Source organism: Rhizobium leguminosarum bv. viciae USDA 2370 (assembly GCF_002008365.1).
Lineage (GTDB): Bacteria > Pseudomonadota > Alphaproteobacteria > Rhizobiales > Rhizobiaceae > Rhizobium > Rhizobium leguminosarum.
Genome location: NZ_MRDL01000023.1, coordinates 32925 through 56320, shown reverse-complemented (window position 1 = coordinate 56320; position 23396 = coordinate 32925). Strand labels below are relative to the sequence as shown.

Annotated in this window: 21 protein-coding genes and 4 pseudogenes; 14 read left to right on the top strand and 11 right to left on the bottom strand. The window is 55.5% G+C overall.

What is annotated here, in order from left to right:
- Nucleotides 1-30: 30 nt before the first annotated feature.
- The 3 genes from BS629_RS10475 to BS629_RS10465 all read left to right on the top strand — a co-directional run bounded on the left by BS629_RS10475 (nt 31) and on the right by BS629_RS10465 (nt 1973).
- Nucleotides 31-726 (top strand): protein rhiA, encoded by a 696-nt coding sequence (locus tag BS629_RS10475; protein ID WP_077988165.1) that lies wholly within the window; start codon nt 31-33, stop codon nt 724-726.
- A 232-nt stretch (nt 727-958) separates the two neighbouring features.
- Complete coding sequence (locus tag BS629_RS10470; RefSeq protein WP_342588335.1) at nt 959-1435, top strand: tail fiber protein; 477 nt, start codon at nt 959-961, stop codon at nt 1433-1435.
- Nucleotides 1436-1523: 88 nt separating this feature from the next.
- The gene (locus BS629_RS10465; RefSeq protein WP_077988163.1) at nt 1524-1973 is read left to right on the top strand and encodes a protein rhiC; all 450 of its coding nucleotides are present in this window, start codon (nt 1524-1526) and stop codon (nt 1971-1973) included.
- Between the two features lie 219 nt (nt 1974-2192).
- Here the strand turns inward: BS629_RS10465 and BS629_RS10460 are convergent, their stop codons facing one another.
- Nucleotides 2193-2936, bottom strand: coding sequence for a helix-turn-helix transcriptional regulator (locus BS629_RS10460; protein ID WP_077988162.1), 744 nt, complete (start codon nt 2934-2936; stop codon nt 2193-2195).
- Between the two features lie 348 nt (nt 2937-3284).
- On the opposite strand from BS629_RS10460, the pseudogene BS629_RS38210 reads away from it, so the two are divergent.
- Nucleotides 3285-3392, top strand: a pseudogene (locus BS629_RS38210) (IS6 family transposase); the annotation flags it as partial.
- Nucleotides 3393-3417: 25 nt separating this feature from the next.
- On the opposite strand, the gene BS629_RS10455 reads toward BS629_RS38210, so the two are convergent.
- Nucleotides 3418-4068 carry an outer membrane protein gene (locus BS629_RS10455; protein WP_077988228.1) on the bottom strand — a complete coding sequence of 217 codons (651 nt, stop codon included), beginning with the start codon at nt 4066-4068 and terminating at the stop codon, nt 3418-3420.
- Nucleotides 4069-5005: 937 nt separating this feature from the next.
- Between BS629_RS10455 and BS629_RS10450 the strand changes: the two are divergent.
- The 5 genes and pseudogenes from BS629_RS10450 to BS629_RS10435 form a co-directional block, all read left to right on the top strand.
- Nucleotides 5006-5247 (top strand): annotated as a pseudogene (locus BS629_RS10450) (SfnB family sulfur acquisition oxidoreductase); the annotation flags it as partial.
- 317 nt (nt 5248-5564) lie between these two features.
- Nucleotides 5565-6419, top strand: a complete 855-nt coding sequence (locus BS629_RS10445) for a calcium-binding protein (protein ID WP_077988161.1) — start codon at nt 5565-5567, stop codon at nt 6417-6419.
- Between the two features lie 49 nt (nt 6420-6468).
- Nucleotides 6469-6630, top strand: a complete 162-nt coding sequence (locus BS629_RS38890) for a hypothetical protein (protein ID WP_020048089.1) — start codon at nt 6469-6471, stop codon at nt 6628-6630.
- 146 nt (nt 6631-6776) lie between these two features.
- Complete coding sequence (locus BS629_RS40490; protein WP_376767662.1) at nt 6777-7121, top strand: Mu transposase domain-containing protein; 345 nt, start codon at nt 6777-6779, stop codon at nt 7119-7121.
- Nucleotides 7042-7438, top strand: a pseudogene (locus tag BS629_RS10435) (ATP-binding protein); the annotation flags it as partial. The gene BS629_RS40490 and the pseudogene BS629_RS10435, both read left to right, overlap by 80 nt.
- 92 nt (nt 7439-7530) lie before the next feature.
- Here BS629_RS10435 and BS629_RS40485 read toward each other — a convergent pair.
- From BS629_RS40485 to nodD1, 8 genes and pseudogenes are all read right to left on the bottom strand, one after another.
- Nucleotides 7531-7889: pseudogene (locus tag BS629_RS40485) on the bottom strand (IS110 family transposase); the annotation flags it as partial.
- A gap of 205 nt (nt 7890-8094) precedes the next feature.
- A complete protein-coding gene (locus tag BS629_RS10425) occupies nt 8095-9543 on the bottom strand; it encodes an efflux transporter outer membrane subunit (RefSeq protein WP_077988160.1) in 1449 nt (482 codons plus the stop codon).
- A 167-nt stretch (nt 9544-9710) separates the two neighbouring features.
- On the bottom strand, nt 9711-10196 hold the full coding sequence (locus BS629_RS10420) for a MaoC family dehydratase (RefSeq protein WP_018068343.1): 486 nt from the start codon (nt 10194-10196) through the stop codon (nt 9711-9713).
- A gap of 77 nt (nt 10197-10273) precedes the next feature.
- Nucleotides 10274-12100 (bottom strand): glutamine--fructose-6-phosphate transaminase (isomerizing), encoded by a 1827-nt coding sequence (gene glmS / locus BS629_RS10415; RefSeq protein ID WP_077988159.1) that lies wholly within the window; start codon nt 12098-12100, stop codon nt 10274-10276.
- Between the two features lie 599 nt (nt 12101-12699).
- A complete protein-coding gene (nodL, locus tag BS629_RS10410; protein ID WP_077988158.1) occupies nt 12700-13272 on the bottom strand; it encodes a nodulation O-acetyltransferase NodL in 573 nt (190 codons plus the stop codon).
- Nucleotides 13273-13653: 381 nt separating this feature from the next.
- Nucleotides 13654-14865: a beta-ketoacyl-[acyl-carrier-protein] synthase family protein gene (locus tag BS629_RS10405; protein WP_077988157.1), complete on the bottom strand. Its 1212-nt coding sequence runs from the start codon at nt 14863-14865 to the stop codon at nt 13654-13656.
- Entirely contained in the window at nt 14866-15144 is a 279-nt protein-coding gene (locus tag BS629_RS10400; RefSeq protein WP_077988156.1) for an acyl carrier protein, read from the bottom strand. It lies immediately after the preceding gene.
- Between the two features lie 666 nt (nt 15145-15810).
- Nucleotides 15811-16743, bottom strand: a complete 933-nt coding sequence (nodD1, locus tag BS629_RS10395; protein WP_077988155.1) for a transcriptional regulator NodD1 — start codon at nt 16741-16743, stop codon at nt 15811-15813.
- A 255-nt stretch (nt 16744-16998) separates the two neighbouring features.
- On the opposite strand from nodD1, the gene BS629_RS10390 reads away from it, so the two are divergent.
- From BS629_RS10390 to BS629_RS10370, 5 genes are read left to right on the top strand one after another with little or no spacing between them, the layout of a single operon-like run.
- Nucleotides 16999-17589, top strand: a complete 591-nt coding sequence (locus BS629_RS10390; protein WP_077988154.1) for a NodA family N-acyltransferase — start codon at nt 16999-17001, stop codon at nt 17587-17589.
- Nucleotides 17586-18236 (top strand): chitooligosaccharide deacetylase NodB, encoded by a 651-nt coding sequence (nodB, locus tag BS629_RS10385; RefSeq protein WP_077988153.1) that lies wholly within the window; start codon nt 17586-17588, stop codon nt 18234-18236. Before BS629_RS10390 ends, nodB begins: the two co-directional genes overlap by 4 nt.
- 22 nt (nt 18237-18258) lie before the next feature.
- The gene (gene nodC / locus BS629_RS10380; RefSeq protein WP_077988152.1) at nt 18259-19536 is read left to right on the top strand and encodes a chitooligosaccharide synthase NodC; all 1278 of its coding nucleotides are present in this window, start codon (nt 18259-18261) and stop codon (nt 19534-19536) included.
- 37 nt (nt 19537-19573) lie between these two features.
- Nucleotides 19574-20608, top strand: a complete 1035-nt coding sequence (gene nodI, locus BS629_RS10375; protein ID WP_077988227.1) for a nodulation factor ABC transporter ATP-binding protein NodI — start codon at nt 19574-19576, stop codon at nt 20606-20608.
- Nucleotides 20609-20611: 3 nt separating this feature from the next.
- Complete coding sequence (locus tag BS629_RS10370; RefSeq protein WP_077988151.1) at nt 20612-21391, top strand: ABC transporter permease; 780 nt, start codon at nt 20612-20614, stop codon at nt 21389-21391.
- 623 nt (nt 21392-22014) lie between these two features.
- Here the strand turns inward: BS629_RS10370 and BS629_RS10365 are convergent.
- Nucleotides 22015-23043 (bottom strand): LLM class flavin-dependent oxidoreductase, encoded by a 1029-nt coding sequence (locus BS629_RS10365; RefSeq protein WP_077988150.1) that lies wholly within the window; start codon nt 23041-23043, stop codon nt 22015-22017.
- Nucleotides 23044-23396 lie beyond the last annotated feature (353 nt).

Sequence of the window (23396 nt, the reverse complement as noted above, 5' to 3'; positions counted from 1 at the left end):
GATAGAAAATCAGCGGAAAGGGAGAATCAAATGTCCTTGCATGTCAGCTACGTAGACAAGGAAATGACGGATCATGCCCGTGCATCTCAGCCGGGAAGCGCGGCGCTTGCCCAAGGAACGCAATATTCGTTGCTGTTGAAGAATCGATCGGCGCAACCTTGGACCTTCTATGTCTATCAAAAGATGCCTCAACCTGTTGCCAATGTCTTCTCTTTGGCATGGTTCTGCTCTCCGTATAAAATTCGGGTTGGCAATCAAATCAAATTCAGTTGGGAGCTCGCCTATAATTTCGTCTGGAGCGACACGGGACAACTGATTCCTGGCGTGGACTTTCTTTCCTCCGGGGTGGAGGACTGCAGCCCCAGCGGGAGAAACACCACTACTTTTTCATTAAGTGATGGACCTGGCCTGACCGCGCCGATCAAGGGTGATCCTGCAGGATCATTGGTCATTAACGATGCTGCCAATGTGCCAAACAACCGGTTCTCCGTGGGCATCGGCATGTCCGGAACGGGAACTTATGTTGCACAAGCGGGCACCAATCTGCTCCACACGTTCACGCCAACTCCGAGCTATTGGATTGCGGCGGGAACAAATGTGAATATCGGCTCGGTGCTCAGTATCGACACGATCACCCAGACCAGGGAAGCCAAGTTTCCCTCTGCCGTCTTCAATCTCGTAGGCGTGCTCCAAGAGGACAATACCTGGGATATCAACCCGGCTTGATGGCAAGGTGAATAGGCATCAGCTCCGCCCGTCAGGGCGGAGCTGATGCCTGGGAGTACCTGTTGTTGATAATAATTGGCATTCCTTCCCTCACGCATCAATCTTGACCGAGGAACCAAAGATGTTTGCAGGGCCTCCAATCGGTGCGGTCTGTCCCTTTGCGGGGCAAGTTGCCCCCATCTCGAGCTCGGTCAATACAATCTGGAGCAACACACCATGCGCAAGCTCTGGCGTGGCTACGGGTACAAATGCGGAAGCTCCTATCAGCTACGTCGAAGCCCAGGGATGGATGCTTTGCGATGGACGCTATCTCAGGGCAGCCGCCTATCCAGAACTCTACGCCGTTCTCGGCGGACTCTATGGAGAGCGGAATTCTACGGCCGATCTGGAATTTCGGATTCCAGACTACCGTGGGCTGTTCCTGCGCGGTTTCGATGCCGGTGGCGGTATGGACCCTGACGCGAAACGACGGCTAGATCCAACCGGCAATAATGTTGCGAATGTTGTTGGATCACTCCAATGCGATGCTCTGCAAGTTCACGCGCATCCCTATGAGATAACGACGCCGGCGGGAATTTCGCAACAGGGCAGTGCCGCCGGAACTTCCATTTCAAGCAAATCGACAGGCTTGCCGGAAAGTCCGGCACGCACCGCTCTTGAGACGCGTCCCAAGAACGTGGCCGTGAACTACCTGATCAAGTTTCGGTAACTTGAAAGGCGCGCAGGTCCTTTCATTCGATTCAGAGACATCGGTCCGGAAGCGACATCTTGCCGGCCGGCAAAAGAGGAGAAGTTTGATGACTGATACTTTGAGAGCTTTCGGATGCCTTGCTGCTTTCGCTCTGACCGTCACCTTCGCGCAGGCGGCAGCGGCTGAGGAGCATCAAAAAGGCAAGGTCGCGGCGAAGCCCGTAGAAACTGGCATCGTGATCCGCGGCGTCACGCTTGCCGGCCCGGTTGGAAATCCGGGAACGTCAACCGGAAAAACATGCGACTTCAGCGGTGAGCCTGTGGATCCATCCGGACGTTTGGAGGGGGCAAGCGTCAACTGCAGGCCAAATGGCAACCAGGCGAATACATTGCCAGGGCTACCCGCACGCTTTAACGCGTATTGCATGATAAATGCGCCGGTCAAAAGTGCGCGGCTAATCCAAGCTGCCCGACCAGAAAATGCCAACCACTGCGACCTGTCGGGGATCACCCCAAAAGACGCGACTGGTCAATTCGGGGGGGCCGTCTGGCGGTAGGCGGTCATTGGACGACTTCTGAGGAAACAAATTCAAAGCACGTCCTCGCAGTCACCCAATGGATGCTCTCTGCTCGACCTACCGAAAACTGTGTTGCGCCTGTCTATCAATTCAGGCGCTGATTTAGCTCTGCATTTCAATGGGGCTACTATCTGATCATGATGGCTGTCGTGGACCCAACAGGCCCGATCTTTGAAGTGGCCCGCAACTCCATGTGTTTCAGCGAATGATTCTGAGACGAAAGCTTTCGGCAATCATCTGAGGTGTATTAACCACATTGAGCTTTCGCTGGATGTTCAAAATGACATTTTGAATGGTTCGATGGGATCGTCCGAGAATCGTTGCGATCTCTATTGCTGTTTTGCCTGCGGCACACCAATGGATGATTTCGCGCTCTCGCGTTGTGATCATGGGTAAGGCCTGAATTTTTCGACTGGCATCATTCCCAATTTGGGCGCGGAGCAAGCTGTGTGTGTGAGCCCCCATCAGATAAAGCGCGCTTCGGTCGGAGGTTGAGAGCTCTACCTTTTCCGCTCCAAAACTGACAATCGATTGAAACCCAGCGGCAGTGTGTATAGGAACGCTGAAGCCGTCAATCAACTTGAATTCGCGTGCCTCATTCATGACGCGACGGCTCTGCCGATCGAGTTTTTGATCTCGCAGAGCTTCCGACCAAACAAATGCGTGATCACATGTCTTGCTAAGCTGCACTATGGGGTCGGCGTGGATATAATTGTTTTCACGATAGCGATCAAACCACCCGGCTGACCAATTGCCCAATACGAAATAGGGTTCAATTCGCTCCGGAGGCGAGGGGATTCCGGATATCGCGAAATAACTAAACCCGAAATATTGTGAAATTTTTCCAAGTAGGAGCAACACATCGTCTTTGCTCTTTGCACTGGCTGACTCTGACAGGAAATCGAACACCAGATTCGAGACCGCTGAGGATCCTTCCTTCACGACAACCTCCGGTTCGGCGCAAGATTAACTTCGTCATAGTGCCCAGTTCGGTGGGCGGCTAACTCTGAAAACCATATTAGATACCCTTGATATATACAACCAAAAAGCGCATCTTCCAGACGGGATCGTCGTCGGCAACCGTTTGGCGCCGCTCGTCTGAAAAACAATTCGAGCCGTCAATTTTAACCGAGTGCGTCAGCCCGATCGCTTAGCTTGGCATTGACTCGGAACCGTACGGCAGATGACTGACAACTTCGAAGCAGGGCCTGTGGCAAATTTTGGCGCTTAACGGTATGTGGACCATGGGACGAGAGATTGTCCCTCCAAAAGTTGTGGAGCGAACCGACGATTCTGAATGCGATTACCGAAAAGCTGAAGCGGCAACCGATGGAAGATTTCAAGGGCCGGCATTTCGAGGCATGGCCGATCGTGCGGGCGGTTGCCTGGTGTTTGCGTTTGCTCAAGGCTTCAGACGAGTTCGTCAGAAGCGAAAGTTAAGGCCCGCCTCAATTACATTATCGTTGAGGTCGGACTTCGAGCTGATGCCTCCGCTCGTGGTCGGGACGGCGTTGTTAATGACGTAGTTGTACTCGATCTTTGCCGACACGCCGCCCGAAAACGCGTGCTCGACGCCGCCACCGAAGAGGTAGCCCTGTTTCCAGCTATCCGGCCCGGATTTCCGTTTGTCCGATCCGGGTACGAGGCGGCGGCCCTCGAACTCGGTCGTTGTGACGCCCGCGGTGCCGTAGACGAAAGTGCGATCCAAGCCCAGGCCAGCCTTCGCTTTCGCGCCACCGCGGAAGCGGCTTTCCACGTTGCCGCCGGGCACACGCACTTCGTTGTTCAAGTAAGAGCCTTCCAGTTCGGCGCCGAAAACGCCCGATCCAGCCTGGAAATTGTAACCTACCTGAGCGCCCACCGCTGGGGCGCGACCATTGTTGAACGGGTTGAATTTGGAGGCTGCGACACCTCCATGAAGACCGGCGTAAGCCCCGGCCCACGAGAAGGTTCCCGGTGCGTCATAAGAGGGGGCGCTCGGAACGCTGTGGTCAGCTAGATCGGCCGCCGACGCGCCGCATGCCATTAGCGTCAAGACACCTACGGAGAAGATTTTTCTTTTAATTAGCGACATATGTAACTCCATAACGAGCGAAACTAACATCCGGTGCTGGGCTGGACGCCCAAAGTCTGCAGGCCCCGCCTTACCCGCGGAGAGGGCATCATCAGCTTCCATGAGAAAAGCCAAATCGCTCGACTGGATCAAGTTTCGCATCGCGTCCGCTGGGTCTTGGGTCGACCCGACGCTCTTTGGGACATAGGAGGCGTTGTCCCTGCTGTGCTGGAGCCTTCCTCCTGGACCATAGCCGACGTTCCTCCCTGCGACAGCCCTTCGCCTGTTGAATATTTCAGCATTGTCATACCTGCTTTCATAAGCAGACTCTCTACAATTACCTGATTTAAGGCAAGAGACGCAGAGGATATATTTAAGAATATATTCGTTTATGTTATATCAAAAACGGGAATGGATTGATACTTCACCGTTTAAAGGAAAATATACGACAATATATTTTCATATATATTATGGTTTATTTTCCAGCTGGTGGCACAAGCATTTGCCGCGCCAACAAAATTAGGCTCGCACAACGAAAGCGCGACTGTAGCTGACCTTATGCCACGACAGAATTCACGACGCTCGTCCGGGCGGCCAGATCCGCAGAGCGTCCCTGCCACTCCTGGTCCAGGAGCCTGTAATCCGCAGCGAGTCCAGGAGCCTGTATTTCGCAGTGATATGATCGTCGGTCAGCCACTGGGTGGGGCCGAGCGGTTGCCGACCTGCGGTGCGATGCCCGACCCCGAGGCCGGTTCAGCCGTCTGGCAACCCCCGAGTGATGGGTGAGACGCCCGTCCGACTCCCACCCCGCCGTGTTGGCTCACCGTTGGTGGAGAAGCGTGTCATAGGGACGCGTCGGGTCGGCTTGAGGATATTCACAACATTGACGGCGTCGTCGGGACCAGTATCTCGGCGCTGTTCCTGCTGGTGATCAGCATCGCCAATTTGTTCTTCCCGAACCGTTGCGGAAGCCCAGATCGTTACCGCCGAAGCGAAGATACTCTCCACCGAAATCGCGATTGCGGCCACAAGTTGTTCGAGCTGGCAGGAACGCGCTCAACCCCTGCAGAGCACGGACTTGATCGCCACTGGCGCAACGCCCGCACCCATACTCTGCACGACCCGGTCCGCTGGAAGTACCCCATTTTGGGTAAGTATTTCCTGAATGGCGAGAAGCCACCGCTCCATGCCTGGAGCTGAGGATTCCGATCTGCAAAGCACCTAAGATCAGGTGCTCTGCAGATTATGTCTGCAGCGCATACGAGGGAGGAAGCTTTCGCCTTCGTCAACGAGGTGTCGCGGACATTGTTGCCGCTGCTTGGCCGCCGATTGTCATCGCCCCAAGTCTTTTTTCATATTCTGCCGGCCACCGCGAAGGGCGCACGGTGCCGCCGAGATAAACATTTTCGCATCCGTCATTCAAATAGGTCATATCAAAACAATGGATTTCACTAATTCGCTCTTGGAAAAGATAAGGGGCACAGGCGGCGCCCGTTGCCTAATAAGGAGTATATGCGATGAATATCAAAGGCAGTGATAAAGGCGGTTTTATTTGGGGATCCAATCTCAACGACACTATCGATTGCGGCAAGAAGAATGACTGGATTGATGCCGGCGACGGCGATGATCGGATCAAAGCTGGTGACGGCCAAGACTACATCATGGCCGGTCCGGGCCATGACACTGCCTACGGCGGGAATGGCTCAGACGTAATCCATGCCGACGGTGGTGACGATCTCTTGTACAGCGACGCCTCCTACCCCTTATACGTCACCGACCCTCACCGCGTAATACCGCATAGCGGCGAGGGCGATGACGTGCTCGACGCCGGCCCTGGCCGCGATATACTTGTGGCTGGTGACGGCGCAGATGTTCTGACTGGCGGCGACGACGGCGACGCCTTCGTGTTTCGGTTCCACAACCCTATGGTTGGAACAACGCACTGCTATACGAGTGTGATGGATTTCGACACGAAGCAGGACCGCTTTGTCCTGGACGCCGCAGATTTCGGTGGTGACCGGAATCTGTTTGATGCAAATTTCATCAATCATTCCAAGGGCTTTCCGGGCGAATTTGTGGACACCTTCTACAACGGCGCGGCCGAAGGCGCGCACGGCGAGCATGTCGTGGTAATCACTGATCGAGGCTTTGCGTCTGCCGCTGCCGCCGCGACTGCTATTGATCACGAAGCCCCCGGTGACATCATTGTCTACCATGATGAAAAAACTCTCGGTCAAGATGGCAAAACTCACGGTGCGACACTAGCCTATGTTGATTCTGCGAACCACGCGCATGCCTTCGCTCATGTCGACAATCTGCACGACATGTCGGATCTTACCTCGCTCACGGCGGAAAATTTCGGCTTCATTTAATTGAAGATCCGAGGAGCGTTCCACCCTTGGGGCGCTTCTCTTTTCCAACATGGCGCAGGGAACTGAAAATAGAAACGACGTGATTTTATTGATCGACTGCACCAGTAAAGGTACGCCATTGAAACAAGTTCTCGTCGCCGATGACGACGCCGCCATGCGCCACCTGCATCCTGGGGCGGTTGCGCAAGCTGACTTTCTTCTCGCTGGCTGAGGCCAATGCCGCTATTGGCACTTGATCGCATCAACGATCACCTCATGCGTCGATTGGGTGTTACCCGGCGGCAAGTATTTGAACGTGTCGAACGTGCTGCGCTCGCTAGCCTCCCGGGTTGAAACTACGAATTCGCCGAATGGCGTCTGGTCCGTGTCTCGACCGATTATCACGTCGAGTTCAAAAGCTTCTTTAGTTCCGTCCCCCATGCCCTCATTCGCCAGCAGGTCGATCTTAGAGCAACGGCGCGCACCATCGAGATCTTTTACCGCGGCAAGCGCATCGCCGTCCATCAGCGCCGCTATGGCGGCTGTCGTCATGGAGCCGACCCAGATCACATGCCCAGTTCCCACCGGCGATACGCTGAGTGGACACCAGATCGCTTTCGGCGCTGGGCCGCATCCATCGGTCAAAGCATGCCGCGAGGATTTCTCCGTTGCATACCACCGCGTTCCCCGGCTGTTCGCCACGCTCGCGCTTGCAAGGGGTGACGGGCGATACGGCAGAATCCCCAAATCTATCGCCAAGACCGACCTGCTGATCCTCGATGACTGGGGACCGGAAAAACTCAACGATGATCAGCGCCGCGATCTTCTCGAGATCATCGAAGACCGCTACGAGCGTCGCTCGACGATCGTCACAAGCCAGGTGCCCCTGGATCGCTGGTGGGAAATTATTTCAAATCCAACGCCGCCGATGCGATACTGGATCGCCTCGTTCACAACGCCGAGGCATCGATCTCATTGGCGAAAGTATGCGCAAACAGCGTTCACCGATGGCGCTTGAAACACAGCAAAGCTTGACCTGACACAAAACCCGATCCAAACATCAAACAGACCCAGGATCAGCCCGAAAAATGGCCGGCTTCAAATCGGAATCGGTGGCCGGTTTCATCGGAATACGCACCCAATGCAACATCTGAAGATCGACCTGATCGGCTTGCTTAATGCCAACGAAGCGCATCGTCGGTCGCCTTGCAGCTTCTGCGATCGCCGCAGCATCGATGATGTCATTCTTGTTCGATTTTACATAGACTTCACTGCGCCGGGATGATGCGGACGGAATGCCCCATCGTCTGCAACTTAACGCAAGCCATTGGGAACCCGGACGGGATTCCATTCCGACAAGCGTTCTGTTCGCTCGTTCGAAGAACTGCAGTAGCGTCTCGCGCCGGAACTATCCAGGCCGACCACGGGAAAGAGGTTCTTTCCGATATCGATGCCGAAGACGGCGCATTGGCGCAGTTGGTTGCGATCCATAATTTCAGCCCTCCTTTGCCCACCTCCGTTATGCTCTCGGGAGACAGGGCGGACCATCCCATTAGCTCTAAGCCCTGCTCGTAAGCGGGAGGTGGTGAAGGGCATGTGCCGCGATTGGACGACCTCCCGGCCGGCGCCAATACAACTCAGGCGCTGGCGCGCTAATGACGTGATCAGGTTAAACCATCCCGCATCCAGCGCTCGGCTATTGCGAATGTGCGGATTGGATGTTTGCATTTGCGGCTGCAACCGTCGAGGCCTCCCTGGGTGACGCGACTTTGGGAGCCGCAAAACCACCGCGGATTGCTACATTCAACCGCACGTGATCCTTGGCCAGTTGTTGGATCGCCGCAGCGAGGCTCGCCTGAGCGCTGGACACCTGCCTTTGCGCTTCGAGAACATCGAGGAGAGAAGAGGCACCATCCGTGTACGAGGCCGTCGAAAGCTTCAGTGCTTCTTCGATCGTTTCTACTTGCCTGCGACGTGAGTTCTCTGTGTGAACGTCGCGTCGGATGGCTGTCAAAGCGTCCTCGACTTCCTGCACAGCTGTCAGGACGGTTAATTTCCAGCTTATGTAGGCTGCTGCGGCGTCCGATTTAGAAGTCTCCACGTTTGACCGCAAACGGCCGCCGTCCAGAATTGGGAGGTCAAGGCTCGGCCCGAAGGACCATTTCAAGATACCCCCGTGACGGCCGCGCTGCTTGATATAGGAAGGGGTGATCGAGCCGGAGAGCGTTATCGCGGGGTAAAGCTGTGCTTCCGCCACGCCGATCTGTGCAGTCGCGGCGGCGAGATCCCGTTCAGCCTGGCGAATATCGAATCGATTGCGAATAAGATCGGCGGGAATGCCGGCATTGATCTTTCCGCGATAGACCGGCTGCCCTTCACTTTTCTGCAGTTGCTTGATCACTGTTTCCGACGGCAAAGCGAGGAGGGCCGCAATGTGATGCGCCGACACGCGAAAATTCAGTTCTAGCCTTGGTATTTCGGCAATCGTCGATCGGACAAGTCCTTCGGCTTGCAAGACATCCAGCCTGGAAGCCGCTCCCGCTTCGACTTGAAAATTCGTGAAATCGTAGGTCTCCTGGCGGGACTTCAGGTTCGCTCGGGAAATCGAGACGCGCTGCTGGTAGTACCGGGCGTCGATGTAGGAGGAAACAAGATCTTTGATTAGAGCTAGCTTTGCGGCGTCGACAGCCGCATGCGCAGAATCAAGAGAAGCCAGTGCGCTTTCAGTGCTGCGCCGGTACTGACCGAATACGTCCAGCAGCCAGGTCAACGATAGTTGCACGCTGGAGATATTCTGTGTGCTCGTGACATCTCCCCCTTTGCCGATCTCGCCGCTTGTCGTGTGTGATGCCTTGGGAAGGCCCCCGGCGCCAGCGATGGTGACGTCCGCGGCGGCGGCATTAACCCTTTCGAGCGCCTGCTGAACGCTGAGGTTCTCATCCAGGCCGGAGGCAACGTACTGGTTGAGCGTACGATCTGAAAACGAATCCCACCACGCCGACACCGCAACATCGCCGGCGCTCTGTTTTGCACCCTCGGAAAACTTCTCCGGCAAAGGCGTTTCCGGCGGTGCATGGTCGGGCCCGAGCATGCAAGATGACAAAAGTAGCGGCAACACCGCAGCGGCCAGACGGAACGAATGCAATTAATCAGCCTCCATTACAGCGAAATTCAACTCAAACCCGTTTCGCCTGCCCGAAGGATGATGCCAGCGCGCAATTGCCGACGCAGCAGATCGAGAATTCCGGCGTGACACTACGAAATCGCGTGCAGCCAAAACAACAAGTCGACACCCGCTGGCGCGAGCTGGCGTCAAATCCCTTTAGGCCTGTCGTTCGGGTCAAACTGAATGATCGTGATCCAATTGGCAGTGAGTGCCGGTCGGTTCTCGTTCTCGATCTCGACCGTCACCTCGTAGGTGGTCACCAGCATGCTTGCGCCGCGAAATTGACATTCAGAGAGAACGAAGCGACCGCGCACACGACTGCCGGTCTTGACCGGTGACATGAAACGCACCCGGTCTAAGCCGTAGTTAAGGCCCATGGTCTGCTCGCGGATCCTTGGCATGCCGCTGAAGTTCATCGCCGACAGAAGCGAGAGTGTCAGGAAGCCGTGAGCGATCGTGCCACCAAACGGGCTTTCGACTGCCGCGCGTTCCGGGTGCACGTGGATGAATTGATGATCGTGTGTCGCGTCGGCAAAGAGATCGATTGTAGTTTGATCAACGGTGATCCATTCGGATTTGCCGAGTTCCTGGCCAATTCGCGACGGCACGTCGGCGAGCGAAAGTTCGTGCATTCGACCTCACTTATTTGATGACTGATCAAGTCGTGGATTTTCCCGGAGGCGAGCTGCGATTTAACCAATCGTCACAATCATTCGACTGTGACTGACTTAGCTAGATTCCGCGGCTGGTCCACATCTGCCCCCATGACCACCGCCGTGTGATACGCAAGAAGCTGTAGCGGCAGAGCAAAGATCATCGGCGCGATAATCTCCTCGACATTGGGTAATACGATAGTGTGCATGGTGGGGAGTTTCGACATCGAAGCTCCCGTCTCGTCGGTGATCAGAATGATGCGGCCGCCGCGGGCGGCCACTTCCTGCATATTGGAGACAGTCTTATCGAAGAACCGATCATGTGGCGCGATGACGATGACTGGCATATTTTCATCGATCAGGGCGATCGGACCGTGTTTTAATTCTCCTGCTGCATAACCTTCAGCATGGATATAGGAGACCTCCTTGAGCTTCAGCGCACCTTCCATAGCCAATGGGAAACTCGTGCCGCGGCCGAGATAGAGCACGTCGCGGTAATGCGACAATTCCCGTGACAAGAGCTCGATCTTCGGCTTGATGTCGTTCAGCACCTGTCGCATAACGCCCGGCAACGTCGCCAAACTTTGGACGAGCACTTGTTCCTCGTCGTCCGTGATTGTGCCCCGCGCCTTGCCCGCGCCGATGGCTAGCGCAGCGAGAACAGCAAGCTGGCATGTGAATGCCTTGGTAGAAGCAACGCCGATCTCTGGCCCGGCGAGGATCGGAAAGATGGCATCTGCCTCGCGGGCAATTGTTGATTCTGGGGTATTGACGACAGCACCAATTCTCAGACCTTGTGCTTTGCAATACCGGAGCGATGCAAGCGTGTCAGCCGTCTCACCAGATTGAGAGATGAAGAGCGCTGCCGACCGTGGCGACAATGGGATTTCGCGATAGCGGAATTCGGAGGCGACATCAATCTCTACCGTCAAGCGTGCGTAGCGCTCGAACCAATATTTGCCAATCAGTCCCGCAAGGTATGCAGTGCCGCAGGCAGAAATTGCGAGGCTCTCAACCCTGGCAAAACCGATGTCGGTTGAAATGGCTTTGACATGATTTTCGTTGACATTGATGTAGTGACCAAGAGCACCGGCGAGGACCTCGGGTTGCTCGTAGATTTCCTTCTCCATAAAATGCCGGTGATTTCCCTTGCCGACCAGGCCTGCGGTAGCAAGCGATATGTGCCGTGGGCGCGTGACGACTTTGCCTTCGATATCGAAAACCTGGACACTCGTTTTGCCTACAACAGCCCAATCGCCATCGTTCAGATATGTGATGTCATTGGTGAACGGAGCAAGAGCGATCGCGTCGGAGCCTAGAAACATCTCACCATCGCCATGGCCTATCACTAATGGTGGTCCATTGCGCGCTACCATAATGGTCGCGGGATCATCCTCAAACAGGATGGCAAGAGCGAAGGCGCCCTTGACGCACTTCAGCATGGCATGCATGGCCTCAAGGCATCCCATGCCATCCCGACGGAATTTTGTCAGGAGATGCGCAATCACCTCGGTATCCGTGTCGGTCTGGAACTTGGCCCCTACCTCTGCCAATCCGTCTTTCAGCTCGGAGAAATTTTCGATGATGCCGTTATGAACAACGGCTACGCCATCGGCAAAATGCGGGTGTGCGTTGCATTCTGTCGGTGCGCCATGGGTCGCCCAGCGCGTGTGGGCGATGCCGACGGTGCCGCTCAGGGGCTCTTTTTTCAATCTCGTTTTAAGGTTCACGAGCTTGCCTTCTGCGCGGCGTCGGTGCAATTCTCCCTCGCAGATCGTAGCAACGCCGGCTGAATCATAGCCACGGTATTCCAGTCGCTCCAAGGCTTCTATCAGCCGCTCCGACACGGGCTTCCGTCCCACTATGCCAACAATCCCACACATGCTCGTCACCCATGTCCCAAGAGCCCCCGACCGGTAATCAGGAAGGCGGACGCCGCTCGGTGCGTGTCCTCCAGCGCGTGCTAATAAATCTAAACAGATTAGTAAAATTGATTGTTGCGATAGCTATCATCCACGTCATGGATGCGGCGTACTCATAGGTTCGATAAACGCTGCACGCAGCGAATGATGCCTTCTGCAAAGTGTCGACAGATAGGCTACGCCCTGATGATGGGCGTAGCCTCTGACAAAGATGTTCCAGTCAACAGGGATTGGGATTTGCCGACGACATGCCGCGCGCGCATGTCCATTCGACACGACGAATTGTCTTTCATCGTGCCCACGGACTGAAAAAACAATTCGTTTTTCTACAGGTGAAGCGGTCTGCGTCTACGGGTTGACCCTAAGTCGTAATTGCCCCTTTGCCTGCAAACGTGATCACGAACCGGTCAGCTCGACTGCCCAGCCGCATTTGCAAAGAGATTTGCGTCGGAGTGAAAGTGCCGACAGTTTGAACCGCAGGGGCCATGGCGGCCCAGAAGTTCCGTTCGCACAAGCAAAGAAACTACTTCTTACCGCCGGATTTAACCCGACGCCTGGTTTTAGGATTTTGGCAAGCGTCCACCAGCCTTGACCCGAGCTGGATTTCCCATGGCCGTGCTTCCTGCAGGAACATCTCGCGTGACCACACTACCAGCGCCAATGACAGCGTGATCGCCAATCGTCACCCCCGGGAGAATGATTGCTCCACCGCCAATCCAGGCGTGCCTGCCAATGCTGACAGGTCGTCCCAACTGCAGTCCAGCCTGGCGCTGCTCTGGATCATGTGGATGGTCCGCGGTATAAATTTGCACAGCAGGGCCTATTGCGGTTCCGTCACCGATAGTCACCGCTGCCACGTCAAGAATGACGCAGTTGTAGTTGATGTAAACCCAAGCTCCGATCCGGATGTTAAACCCGTAATCACAGTGGAACGGCGGACGAATAACAGCTCCAAGCCCGACCGCGCCCAATCGTTCTAAAAGGAGCGCATTCCACCGCTCGGCGGTGTCGCCCAGCGTGTCATTGTACCGCTTCAGCCAAGCCCCGGTGAGGAGCAGCTCGGCTTGGATCTCGGGGTCCGCTGCGTTGTACATTTCGCCTGCCAGCATTTTTTCTTTTTGGCTGCGTGTCATCGTCTCTTCTCAGATCTTGTTCGTGGGATGACGGTACTTGAGTGCGCCTACATCGCGATCAAGCTAGCTAGCACCTGGCACGATGGCGGGCGCAGGCGGAGGTGGAATTGATAGTAACACTCCTTGTTCGTGGCAGAAAAGGATGAGGCATCAACTTTAGTCGACCGGCGAGCCGAGTGAGAGCTCCGGCGACGAAAATAGTCAGGCACCAGCTCCCCGCGACGCGTGGTGAAAGCGGAGTAACGTGGCTGCGCGGAGGAACATCTTTCAGACGCGAGAGTATCTGGGGAATTGCAGCGAAACCTTGCTGACGGGAATCGGCGGCGCCTGCTTCAGGCATTTGAAGTGGCCCTACAAGGGGTCAATCGTGACGATCCCACTTCATTGCACCTGCTTGAATGCAAGGACAGCATTCATGCCGCCCATGGCGAAAGCGTTGCTCATGGCCACGCGCACCCTGCGCTCCCGGGGCACATTTGGCGTGATGTCCAAATCACAATCGGGATCTGGCTCGCGATAGTTGGCCGTCGGCGGCACGACACCTTCTTGGATCGCCATCACGCAAGCAATCATTTCGAGCGCACTTGCTGCCCCGAGGCAGTGCGCGTGAGTGGATTTGGTGGAAGAGATGGAGATCGATCGAGCATAGTCACCAAAGACACGCTTAATCGCCATCGTTTCGATTTGATCGTTGGCCTTGGTGCCGGTGCCATGGGCGTTGAGGTAGTCCACGTCCTCGGCGTTTAGGCCCGCATCAACAAGGCAGGCGCGCATCGCCGCCTCCGGCCCATGCACAGCTGGTGCAGCGATGTGGTAGGCATCGGCGGAAAGGCCGATGCCGGCGACCTCGGCAAGCATCGTTGCACCGCGGGCGGCGGCATGCTCATAGCTTTCCAGCACGGCCATGCCCGCACCCTCGCCCAAAACTAGTCCTTTCCTGTCGGCGGAGAATGGCCGGCAAGTATCTGGAGCGAGTACGCGCATTGCTTCCCATGCCTTAAGCACGATCCACACGAGTGGCGCGTCGCTTCCTCCAGCTAGCATAACGTCCGCCCTACCGAGCTTGATCTGATCTACCGCTGAAGCGATCGCATGGTTGGCCGAGGCGCAGGCAGAGGTGGCACCGAAGACTGGCCCCCGCAGCCCGAGGTTCATGCTTACCTGACAGGCAGCCGCGCTAGGCATTGCCTTTACCCCAGTGAATAGCTCAGTGCGGGTCGCGCCGCCCAATAGGAGGGTGCGGTAGGCCTTCTCGGTAGCGTCCCAGCCGCCAAAGCCAACGCCCACTGTCGCGCCGAAACGGTGGGCATTTCCTTCATCGCACGAAAGGCCGGCCTGTAGCATGGCTTCTTTAGCTGCAAGCACGGCAAGCAGGCTGAAGCGGTCCATGGAGATGAGCTGCTTGCGATCAATGTCGTGTTGAGGCAGCACCTTGATCTCGGTCCCGATCATCCCCTTCAGCTCATGAATCTCTGAGTTTGAGATCGGGCCGATGGCGGAGCGGCCTTCGCGCATCTCCGTCCAGATAGAGGAAGCATCGGTGCCCAGTCCGCACAGTCCGCCCAATCCGGTGATAACGACGCGCCTGTCCATTCAGACCTCCTTGGTGAGCAAGCCACGGACGGCTTCCACCACGTCGCCGATATTGTTGAGGTTCGACCAGGCATCGGCCGTATTCATCTCGATCTTAATGCCGTAGATTTGCTCCAGATCCCAAAGGACATCGGCCAAACCCAGCGAATCGATGCCAAGCGAAGTCAACTCAGTGTCAGTCGTTATTTCGCCGAGCGCTACGGTCGTTCTCTCGCCGTTTTCAGCTTTGACGAGCTTATTGATCGCACTGATAATTTCCAGTGTGAGTTGATCAGCCATTTGTATTCCTTTCCATCATGCCTAATTTCGACAAGCCGACGGCCTTGCGAGAAGGCTCGATCTAATTGCTGATAACATCGGAAGATGTTCCGGCTCGTTATGCGAAACGACGACAGAAACCGATAAACTTACCGGAACGTCACCGCGCGGTTGCCCTGCTATGGATCATATGGAATGATTGGTAAAATTGATTGTGTGGATCAAAAGCATCCACGCTATGGATTGCGGCTCGGGCATTGCCGCGGCTGAATTCATGCGCCGGCGCAGTTGCAAACCCTCCAGGAAAAGCGTGATTACGCGGTTCGAAAGTATTGAGCTTGGCCGCTTTCCCGGGCCGGCGCGTTGTCAGTGCGGCGCAGAAAGCATGTGCGGGAGGTCGGTGAAGTCGCCGCGACGTGATGTTGGTTTTCAGCAATGAGCCGAACATGAGTGACAGGAATAAAGTTTTGAATCAATTTTGCATCAGGCCAAGGAAAGCATACAAATGGCACCTTCTCAGGTAGAAACGATCGCTCTCGGCAAAATGGCTTCGATCGCTGATGAGCTGAGGCAGCCGGGCCTGCCTGTAACGTGATGCCTCGTTTGGGAACACAGCGAATGCGTAGTTTCCAATGATCAGCGTCCATTCCAACGACTGGGGCCGTGAAATGAACCCAGTGGTGCCGCTTACGACGTACAACTTTCCGTCTCGGATTCCATGCGCGAAGCCTCTCGGACCATAATCTCGCGCATCCATATGTTTCCAGGATCAGAGTTGTGAAGAGCCGGCCATTGGACAGCCTCAGTGAACGAAAGAAGTGGCAAAGGATGCTCGATGATCCGCAGGGGGATAGTTTGTTCGTAATGTTTGACCAGCCGCAGGGGGATGGTTGCTATTCGATTAGTGCCTGACAGCAACGGTGGGATCAAGTTAAACCCCGGGACAACGAGTTCAATACGCCTCTTGAGGCCGTGCTGCAGCAATAACCATTGCTCAACGGAAGGCTTAAGACCACGTCCGAACTTAGCCGCAACATGTCCCATGGACATATATTGCTCCAGGGAGAGCTTCCCTTGCAACTGCTCGTTCGTAGGGCAGCCGACGCACACCAGTCTCTCTTCGAAAAGCCTTGCCTTCGGATGGGCGCCGGACATGAATAGATCGGGTAGGATCAGAAAATCCACGTCCCCGCGGCGGAGAAGCTCCTCGGGATCGTCGTCAAGTGGCAGCAACTCGAAGCTGACCCCTGGCGCCTCCCGAGCTAAGCGCACTATGATTTTTTCGAAGAAGACCAAGGCCATGAAATCTGAAAGGATAATTCTGAATCGGCGGTCGGACTCCGCAGGGTTTATTGGATCCCATGCGATGACGGAGAGCTGAATATGCAAGAGGGCCTCGCGAACAGCGGGGGCAAGTGCCTCTGCACGCGGGGTCGGAATTAGCTCCCGTCTCTGCATGATGAAAAGATCGTCGTTGAAATAGGCGCGCAACCTGGAGATGGCAGCGCTCATGGCGGGTTGGCTGAGGTTGATGCTGCGTGCCGCTGCTGTGAGCTTGCGCTCGGTCATTAGAGCGTCGAGCGCTACAAGAAGGTTGAGATCAAGGCCTTTAAAACGCATGAGTGTATATCCATTCCATAGATGATTGCCATCCAAACAATCAATTTTACCAATCTTTCGGATCACTTATAGAAAAGCCGGAACTTGATCAATATCAAGGCCGGGAACGAAAAATCGAAATGCCGGGCAAGGGCCCGATTTCAATTCTTTACTTCTCCTAACCGCTCGATTGTCTAACCGGCAATCCAATAGTCGTGTGCAACAATCTCGCGGCTTTGATCGTGGCTGGGTGAAGAAACAACGTGGAGCTTTTGCATGTCTTCTGAAGTGCGATGGAAAATATGCTGGGAAAATGAGCTGGAAGCTTCGGACCACGCGGAACTCGCTGATTTTTTTTGCAAGACCTATGGGCCGACGGGAGCTTTCAATGCCAAGCCGTTCGAGACTGGCCGAAGCTGGGGTGGTGCGAGGCCCGAACGCCGCGCGATCGCATATGACTCGCGCGGCGTCGCTAGCCACATGGGCTTGTTACGCCGCTTCATAAAGGTCGGTACGACTGATTTGCTTGTGGCCGAGCTAGGCCTGTACGGAGTGCGACCGGATCTGGAAGGATTAGGCATCGCTCACTCGGTCCGCGCCATGTTTCCGGTTCTGCGCGAGTTGAGCGTTCCATTTGCTTTTGGAACAGTTCGCCACGCCATGCGGAATCATATGGAAAGATACTGCCGAGACGGTGCCGCCAATATGATGACCGGGCTACGTGTGCGCTCCACGCTTCCAGACGCGCATTCCGACCTGCCAGCCACGCGCACTGAAGATGTCCTCGTATTGGTAGTTCCCGTCGACCGTCCGATGACGGAGTGGCCTGCGGGCTCGTTGATTGAACGAAATGGGTCGGAACTATGAAGCGGCCTGCCTATATGAGCGAAGTACCGGTCAATCGTACAAGCGGCCAGGAAGATCGCTGCGTTTATTTGACGTTCGATGATGGTCCTAATCCATACTGCACGCCGCAAATCCTTGATGTTCTAGCTGAGCACGGTGTCCCGGCGACATTTTTTGCTATCGGTTCATACGTGAAGGATCACCCCGACCTCATTCGGCGTCTTGTGGCGGAAGGTCATGATGTCGCCAATCATACCATGACGCATCCCGACCTCGCCACCTGCGATCCCAAGGATGTCAAACGTGAAATAGACGAGGCGCATCAAGCTATTGTCTCGGCCTGTCCCCAAGCCTTGGTCCGGCACTTACGAGCGCCTTACGGGGTTTGGACTGAAGACGTGCTTTCAGCATCGATGAGGGCTGGACTTGGAGCAGTTCACTGGTCGGCCGACCCTAGAGATTGGTCTTGCCCGGGCGTCGACGTGATCGTTGATGAGGTGCTTGCGGCTGCTCAGCCTGGTGCAATCGTGCTTTTGCACGACGGGTGTCCTCCCGATGAGGTTGAGCAATGCTCGCTTGCCGGATTGCGTGACCAGACGCTTTTAGCACTCTCTCGAATTATTCCGGCACTGCATAGCCGCGGATTCGAAATTCGCCCGCTTCCCTGAAACACTGGACAAACGAGAAACCATGACCCTGCTCGCAACAACCAGCATCGCCGCCGTCTCGCTTTATGCAATGCTCTCCACCGTTTACAAGAGCGCGCAGGTTTTTCATGCTAGGCGGACAACGATCTCAACAACACCTGCGAAAGACATTGAATCCACCCCCGTGCCGAGCGTTGATGTCATCGTGCCGTGCTTCAACGAGGACCCAATCGTTCTTTCGGAATGCCTCGCGTCGCTTGCGGAACAGGACTACGTCGGAAAATTGCGTATTTATGTAGTCGACGATGGTTCCAAAAATCGGGACGCGGTGGTGGCTCAGCGCGCTGTGTATGCAGACGATGAGAGATTCAACTTCACAATTCTCCCTAAAAATGTTGGAAAGCGCAAAGCGCAAATCGCCGCTATAACCCAGTCCTCTGGGGACCTCATCTTGAATGTGGACTCAGACACGACGATCGCCCCCGACGTCGTCTCGAAGCTCTCCCACAAGATGCGCGATCCAGCAGTCGGTGCGGCGATGGGCCAAATGAAAGCCAGTAACCAGGCGGACACCTGGCTAACTCGCTTGATTGACATGGAGTACTGGCTTGCCTGCAACGAGGAGCGCGCGGCACAAGCTCGCTTCGGTGCAGTTATGTGTTGCTGCGGCCCATGTGCGATGTACCGTCGGTCTGCTATGCTTTCGCTGCTCGATCAGTACGAGACGCAGCTTTATCGCGGCAAGCCGAGTGACTTCGGTGAAGATCGCCATTTGACGATTCTCATGCTGAGCGCAGGCTTTCGAACTGAGTATGTTCCGAGCGCCATCGCGGCGACAGTCGTTCCTGACACAATGGGTGTTTATTTGCGTCAACAACTACGGTGGGCACGCAGCACCTTTCGGGATACTTTGCTTGCGCTCCCCATACTGCCTGGCCTCGATCGGTATCTCACGCTGGACGCAATCGGGCAAAATGGCGGCCTTCTGCTTCTTGCGCTGTCGGTATTGACGGGTATTGGCCAGTTTGCGCTGACCGCCACAGTACCATGGTGGACGATCCTGGTGATCGGATCCATGACTCTTGTACGATGCAGCGTGGCTGCCTATCGCGCCCGCGAACTTAGGTTTCTGGGTTTTGCTCTCCACACGCTCGTGAACATCTTTCTCTTAATTCCCTTGAAGGCCTATGCCCTTTGTACCTTGTCCAATAGCGACTGGCTGTCGCGCGGATCAGTCGCTGTTGCGCCCACTGTTGGTCAGCAGGGCGCCACCAAAATGCCAGGGCGGGCGACATCTGAAATTGCCTATAGTGGCGAGTGATGAACGGGTCACCGCAGCTCAAAATTTGGGACAAGAAATGAACGGGCAATTGGCGAATTTGAAGACGACAATCGCTGATCCGCACCAGGATCATATCATCATATCGGAGCGGCAGGGCCGTTCGAAATTTAAGGCTATAGACTCGCCTTCTGGCTCGTTGTCCCCAGTCGCAATCGACCTGGCCGGCGTTTCGAAATCATATGGTGGTAAAGTCGTCGTCAATGACTTGTCGTTTACTATCGCCGCAGGAGAGTGTTTTGGTCTTTTAGGACCGAACGGCGCAGGTAAAAGTACGATCACCCGTATGATCCTAGGAATGACGTCGCCAAGTGCAGGCAAGATCACTGTACTCGGAGCGCAGGAGCCGGGCCAGGTTCGCTTGGCACGCGCGAAAATCGGGATCGTGTCACAGTTCGATAATCTCGACTTGGAATTCACGGTTCGCGAAAACCTTTTGGTATACGGCCGCTACTTCCGCATGAGCACCCGAGAAATCGAAGCGGTCATCCCGTCTCTGCTTGATTTTGCGAGACTTGAGAGCAAGACGAATACGCGTGTGGCAGACCTATCGGGAGGAATGAAGCGGCGCCTCACTTTGGCGCGTGCGCTCATTAATGACCCACAGCTACTCATTTTGGACGAGCCGACCACTGGTCTCGACCCACACGCGCGACACTTGATCTGGGAGCGGCTTCGATCGCTGTTGGCACGAGGCAAGACAATTCTTCTGACCACCCATATCATGGAAGAGGCGGAGCGCTTGTGCGACCGGCTGTGCGTGCTTGAAGCTGGGCGAAAGATCGCCGAAGGCCGACCGCATGCCCTGATCGAGGAGCAGATTGGCTGTCCCGTGATCGAAATTTATGGTGGCGATCCGCAGGAGCTTAGTCTTTTGATCAGGCCAAACGCTAGGCGACTGGAAATCAGCGGAGAGACCCTGTTCTGCTACACGCCTGATCCAGAGCAGGTGCGCGCGCAACTGCGTGGATATTCGGGCCTGCGCTTGCTGGAGCGTCCACCAAATCTAGAGGATGTCTTCTTGCGGTTAACCGGACGCGAGATGGAGAAGTAGACGATGAGCGTAGCAACATTACCCGCTGGCGGTTTGAACTGGCTCGCAGTTTGGCGCAGAAACTATCTGGCTTGGAAAAAAGCGGCGCTGGCATCCATTCTCGGAAATCTGGCCGATCCCATAATATACCTATTCGGGCTCGGCGCTGGATTGGGAGTGATGGTAGGGCGCGTTGACGGCGTATCGTACACTGCATTTTTGGCGGCTGGAATGATCGCGACAAGCGCGATGACCGCTGCAACCTTCGAGACTATCTATGCGGCCTTTGGCCGAATGCAGGGCCAGCGCACCTGGGAAGCAATGTTGTACACACAGCTCACACTAGGGGATATCGTCGTTGGGGAAATGGCATGGGCAGCAACTAAGGCGGCGCTGGCGGGCACCGGTATTGGTATCGTCGCCGCCACGCTGGGATACACACATTGGTTATGCCTTCTCTATGCGCTTCCGGTCATCGCCCTCACTGGCTTAGCCTTTGCGAGCCTTGGAATGGTCGTCACGGCCCTCGCGCCCAGCTACGATTACTTCATATTTTACCAAACGCTTGTCATCACACCGATGTTATTCTTATCAGGCGCAGTCTTTCCCGTAGACCAATTGCCCGTAGCATTCCAACAGATAGCGGCCTTCTTGCCCTTGGCACATTCGATAGATGTTATCCGCCCGACGATGCTGGGCCAACCAATCGCCAATGTCTGCCTGCATATCGGCGTTCTCTGCATCTACATAGTCGTACCATTCTTCTTGTCTACCGCATTGCTTCGGCGGCGACTGATGCGGTGAAGAATGCTGCTTAGCAAGTAAAAGGGCACATCGCGTCTCCGCGGCCATCACCGCCAACCATATTGGGGCAGCGACGACCCCCGGCTCCAGCGGCGTGATGCCGCCTCACCAATTTGCTATGGCTGCCACCGTCAGCACCTCACTACGATTGCGCGGCCTAATGCCAAGGTCAAACGACCATTGTTCCGGCCTCGGCCAGCATGGTCTGCGTGAGCCCAGCGATGCCGCCGATGACGACCGTGCTGCCGAGCCCCGTCAGCTGATCAATCAGGGTCGGCGATAGCCGTTGGTCTGTACGCGATCTTGCGGTTTCTAGGGACGACACAATCCTCGATGACATGACCCACAGAAACCTAGGCCGGAACCGCCACGTTATCGGCTAGAGAAAGCAACAGACAGCCTGGCAATTCCCCTAAGCCAGCCTTAATCTGATCAGTGACGACATCCGCCACGTCACAAAACCGTTGGAGGGAACTCCGAAAAACTTTCGAGCAAGGTCAGGCCGGGGCTCCTTCGGGCCGACTCCTAGATTCAATTGTGTCGTGGAGGCGGCATGGGATAACTGGTGTTAGTTGCGGAGTCCACGGGGAAAGGTCAGGCGGCGCGCCAAGTGGTTGCCGAAGTCAACCAACCCGATCCATAATGTCGGACTGAATGGTCATAGCAGTGTATATTGAAGCGTCCAATGGCAGATCTCCAAACGCGAGTTGACACAGAAGATAGTTGGCGCCTGCCTCTTCCAACTGATCAAGAAGAGACCGTCGCACAGAGGCTGCCGTTCCTACTACGCACAATTCACTCTCAATTGCGGCATCCAAGGTCAGCGGCAGGTTTGACGGAACTGGGATCGCATTGATATCGTATAGAAATTTGAAGCTCTTAACCCATCGTTCGTAAGCAGGTGCCGCGAGTGAATAGGCATGCGCGGCAGAACGTCCGACCACCACCATTCGGAGCAATCCGAGAAATGAGGCTTGGTCGTTCGTGCCATCGTAGTCCTCTCGATGGGAATGGAAGGCATCAGTAATTTTTCGAACAACAGACGCGGGTCCTAGGCACGCGATATTCGCGCCATTTGCAGCGGCCCAAGCTGCAGACTCGGGCCGGTTGGTGGCGATCCAAATGGGCGGATGTGGACGCTGATAAGGCTTCAGCGTCAATGGTACGTTGTTTAGCTCAAAGTGATCGCCTTGGTAGGATAGCGTACCGCCCTTCATTGCCTTGACAAGGATTTCACTGGCTTCGGCGTAACGCTCCGGCACCGCGTCCGCATCAATTCCAAAGTAGCCCAATTCGATTGGGAGTGATCCGCGGCCTATGCCCAACTCGAGCCTACCACCGCTCAACTGGTCAAGCATACAGATCTCTTCAAACGCGCGTAGCGGATGACACAGGCTTAGCAGCATGACCATGGGGCCGACGCGAAGATGACGAGTGCGCTGTGCCACGCTCGATAAGAACAAATTCGGCGATGGGCCTCTGCCATGCGGAGTACAATGGTGCTCTGCGAGATGATACGCATAAAAACCGAGCCGATCGCAGGTCTCTGCTAGCGTAAGGCGATTTGCATATTGTTGTGCGAGGTCGCGACCATCCTCGTCCAAATGATCAAAGATGCCGAAGCTTAGCTTTGCAGGAAAGGCGTTTCTCATTCCGTATCTCCAACGTTCATGCACATCCTTCAGGCACCGATCCAAATTTAAGACTTGGATTGCTGAGCGGACATGATCTCATGCTCAGGGCGAACTTACCTCTGAGCTTTGCGTCTGCGAGGGCAGATCATTGAGATCTCGAAATTGCCCGCAGCGATCTGTGATTTTGCTGTTGCCGAAAGTCCACCGTCAGGCGTCGGCCCGCTCTACATCACCAAGGCCTAGAGAATGCCGACCCGGTGGCTTCGTCGACGCTTTGCAGGTCGTGCCGACGCGCGCCTTTTGTGAAGATGGTTCCTGATTTGACTTTGATGGCCGGTCCAAACCGGGCGGATAGTATCGAGCAGCGGCCT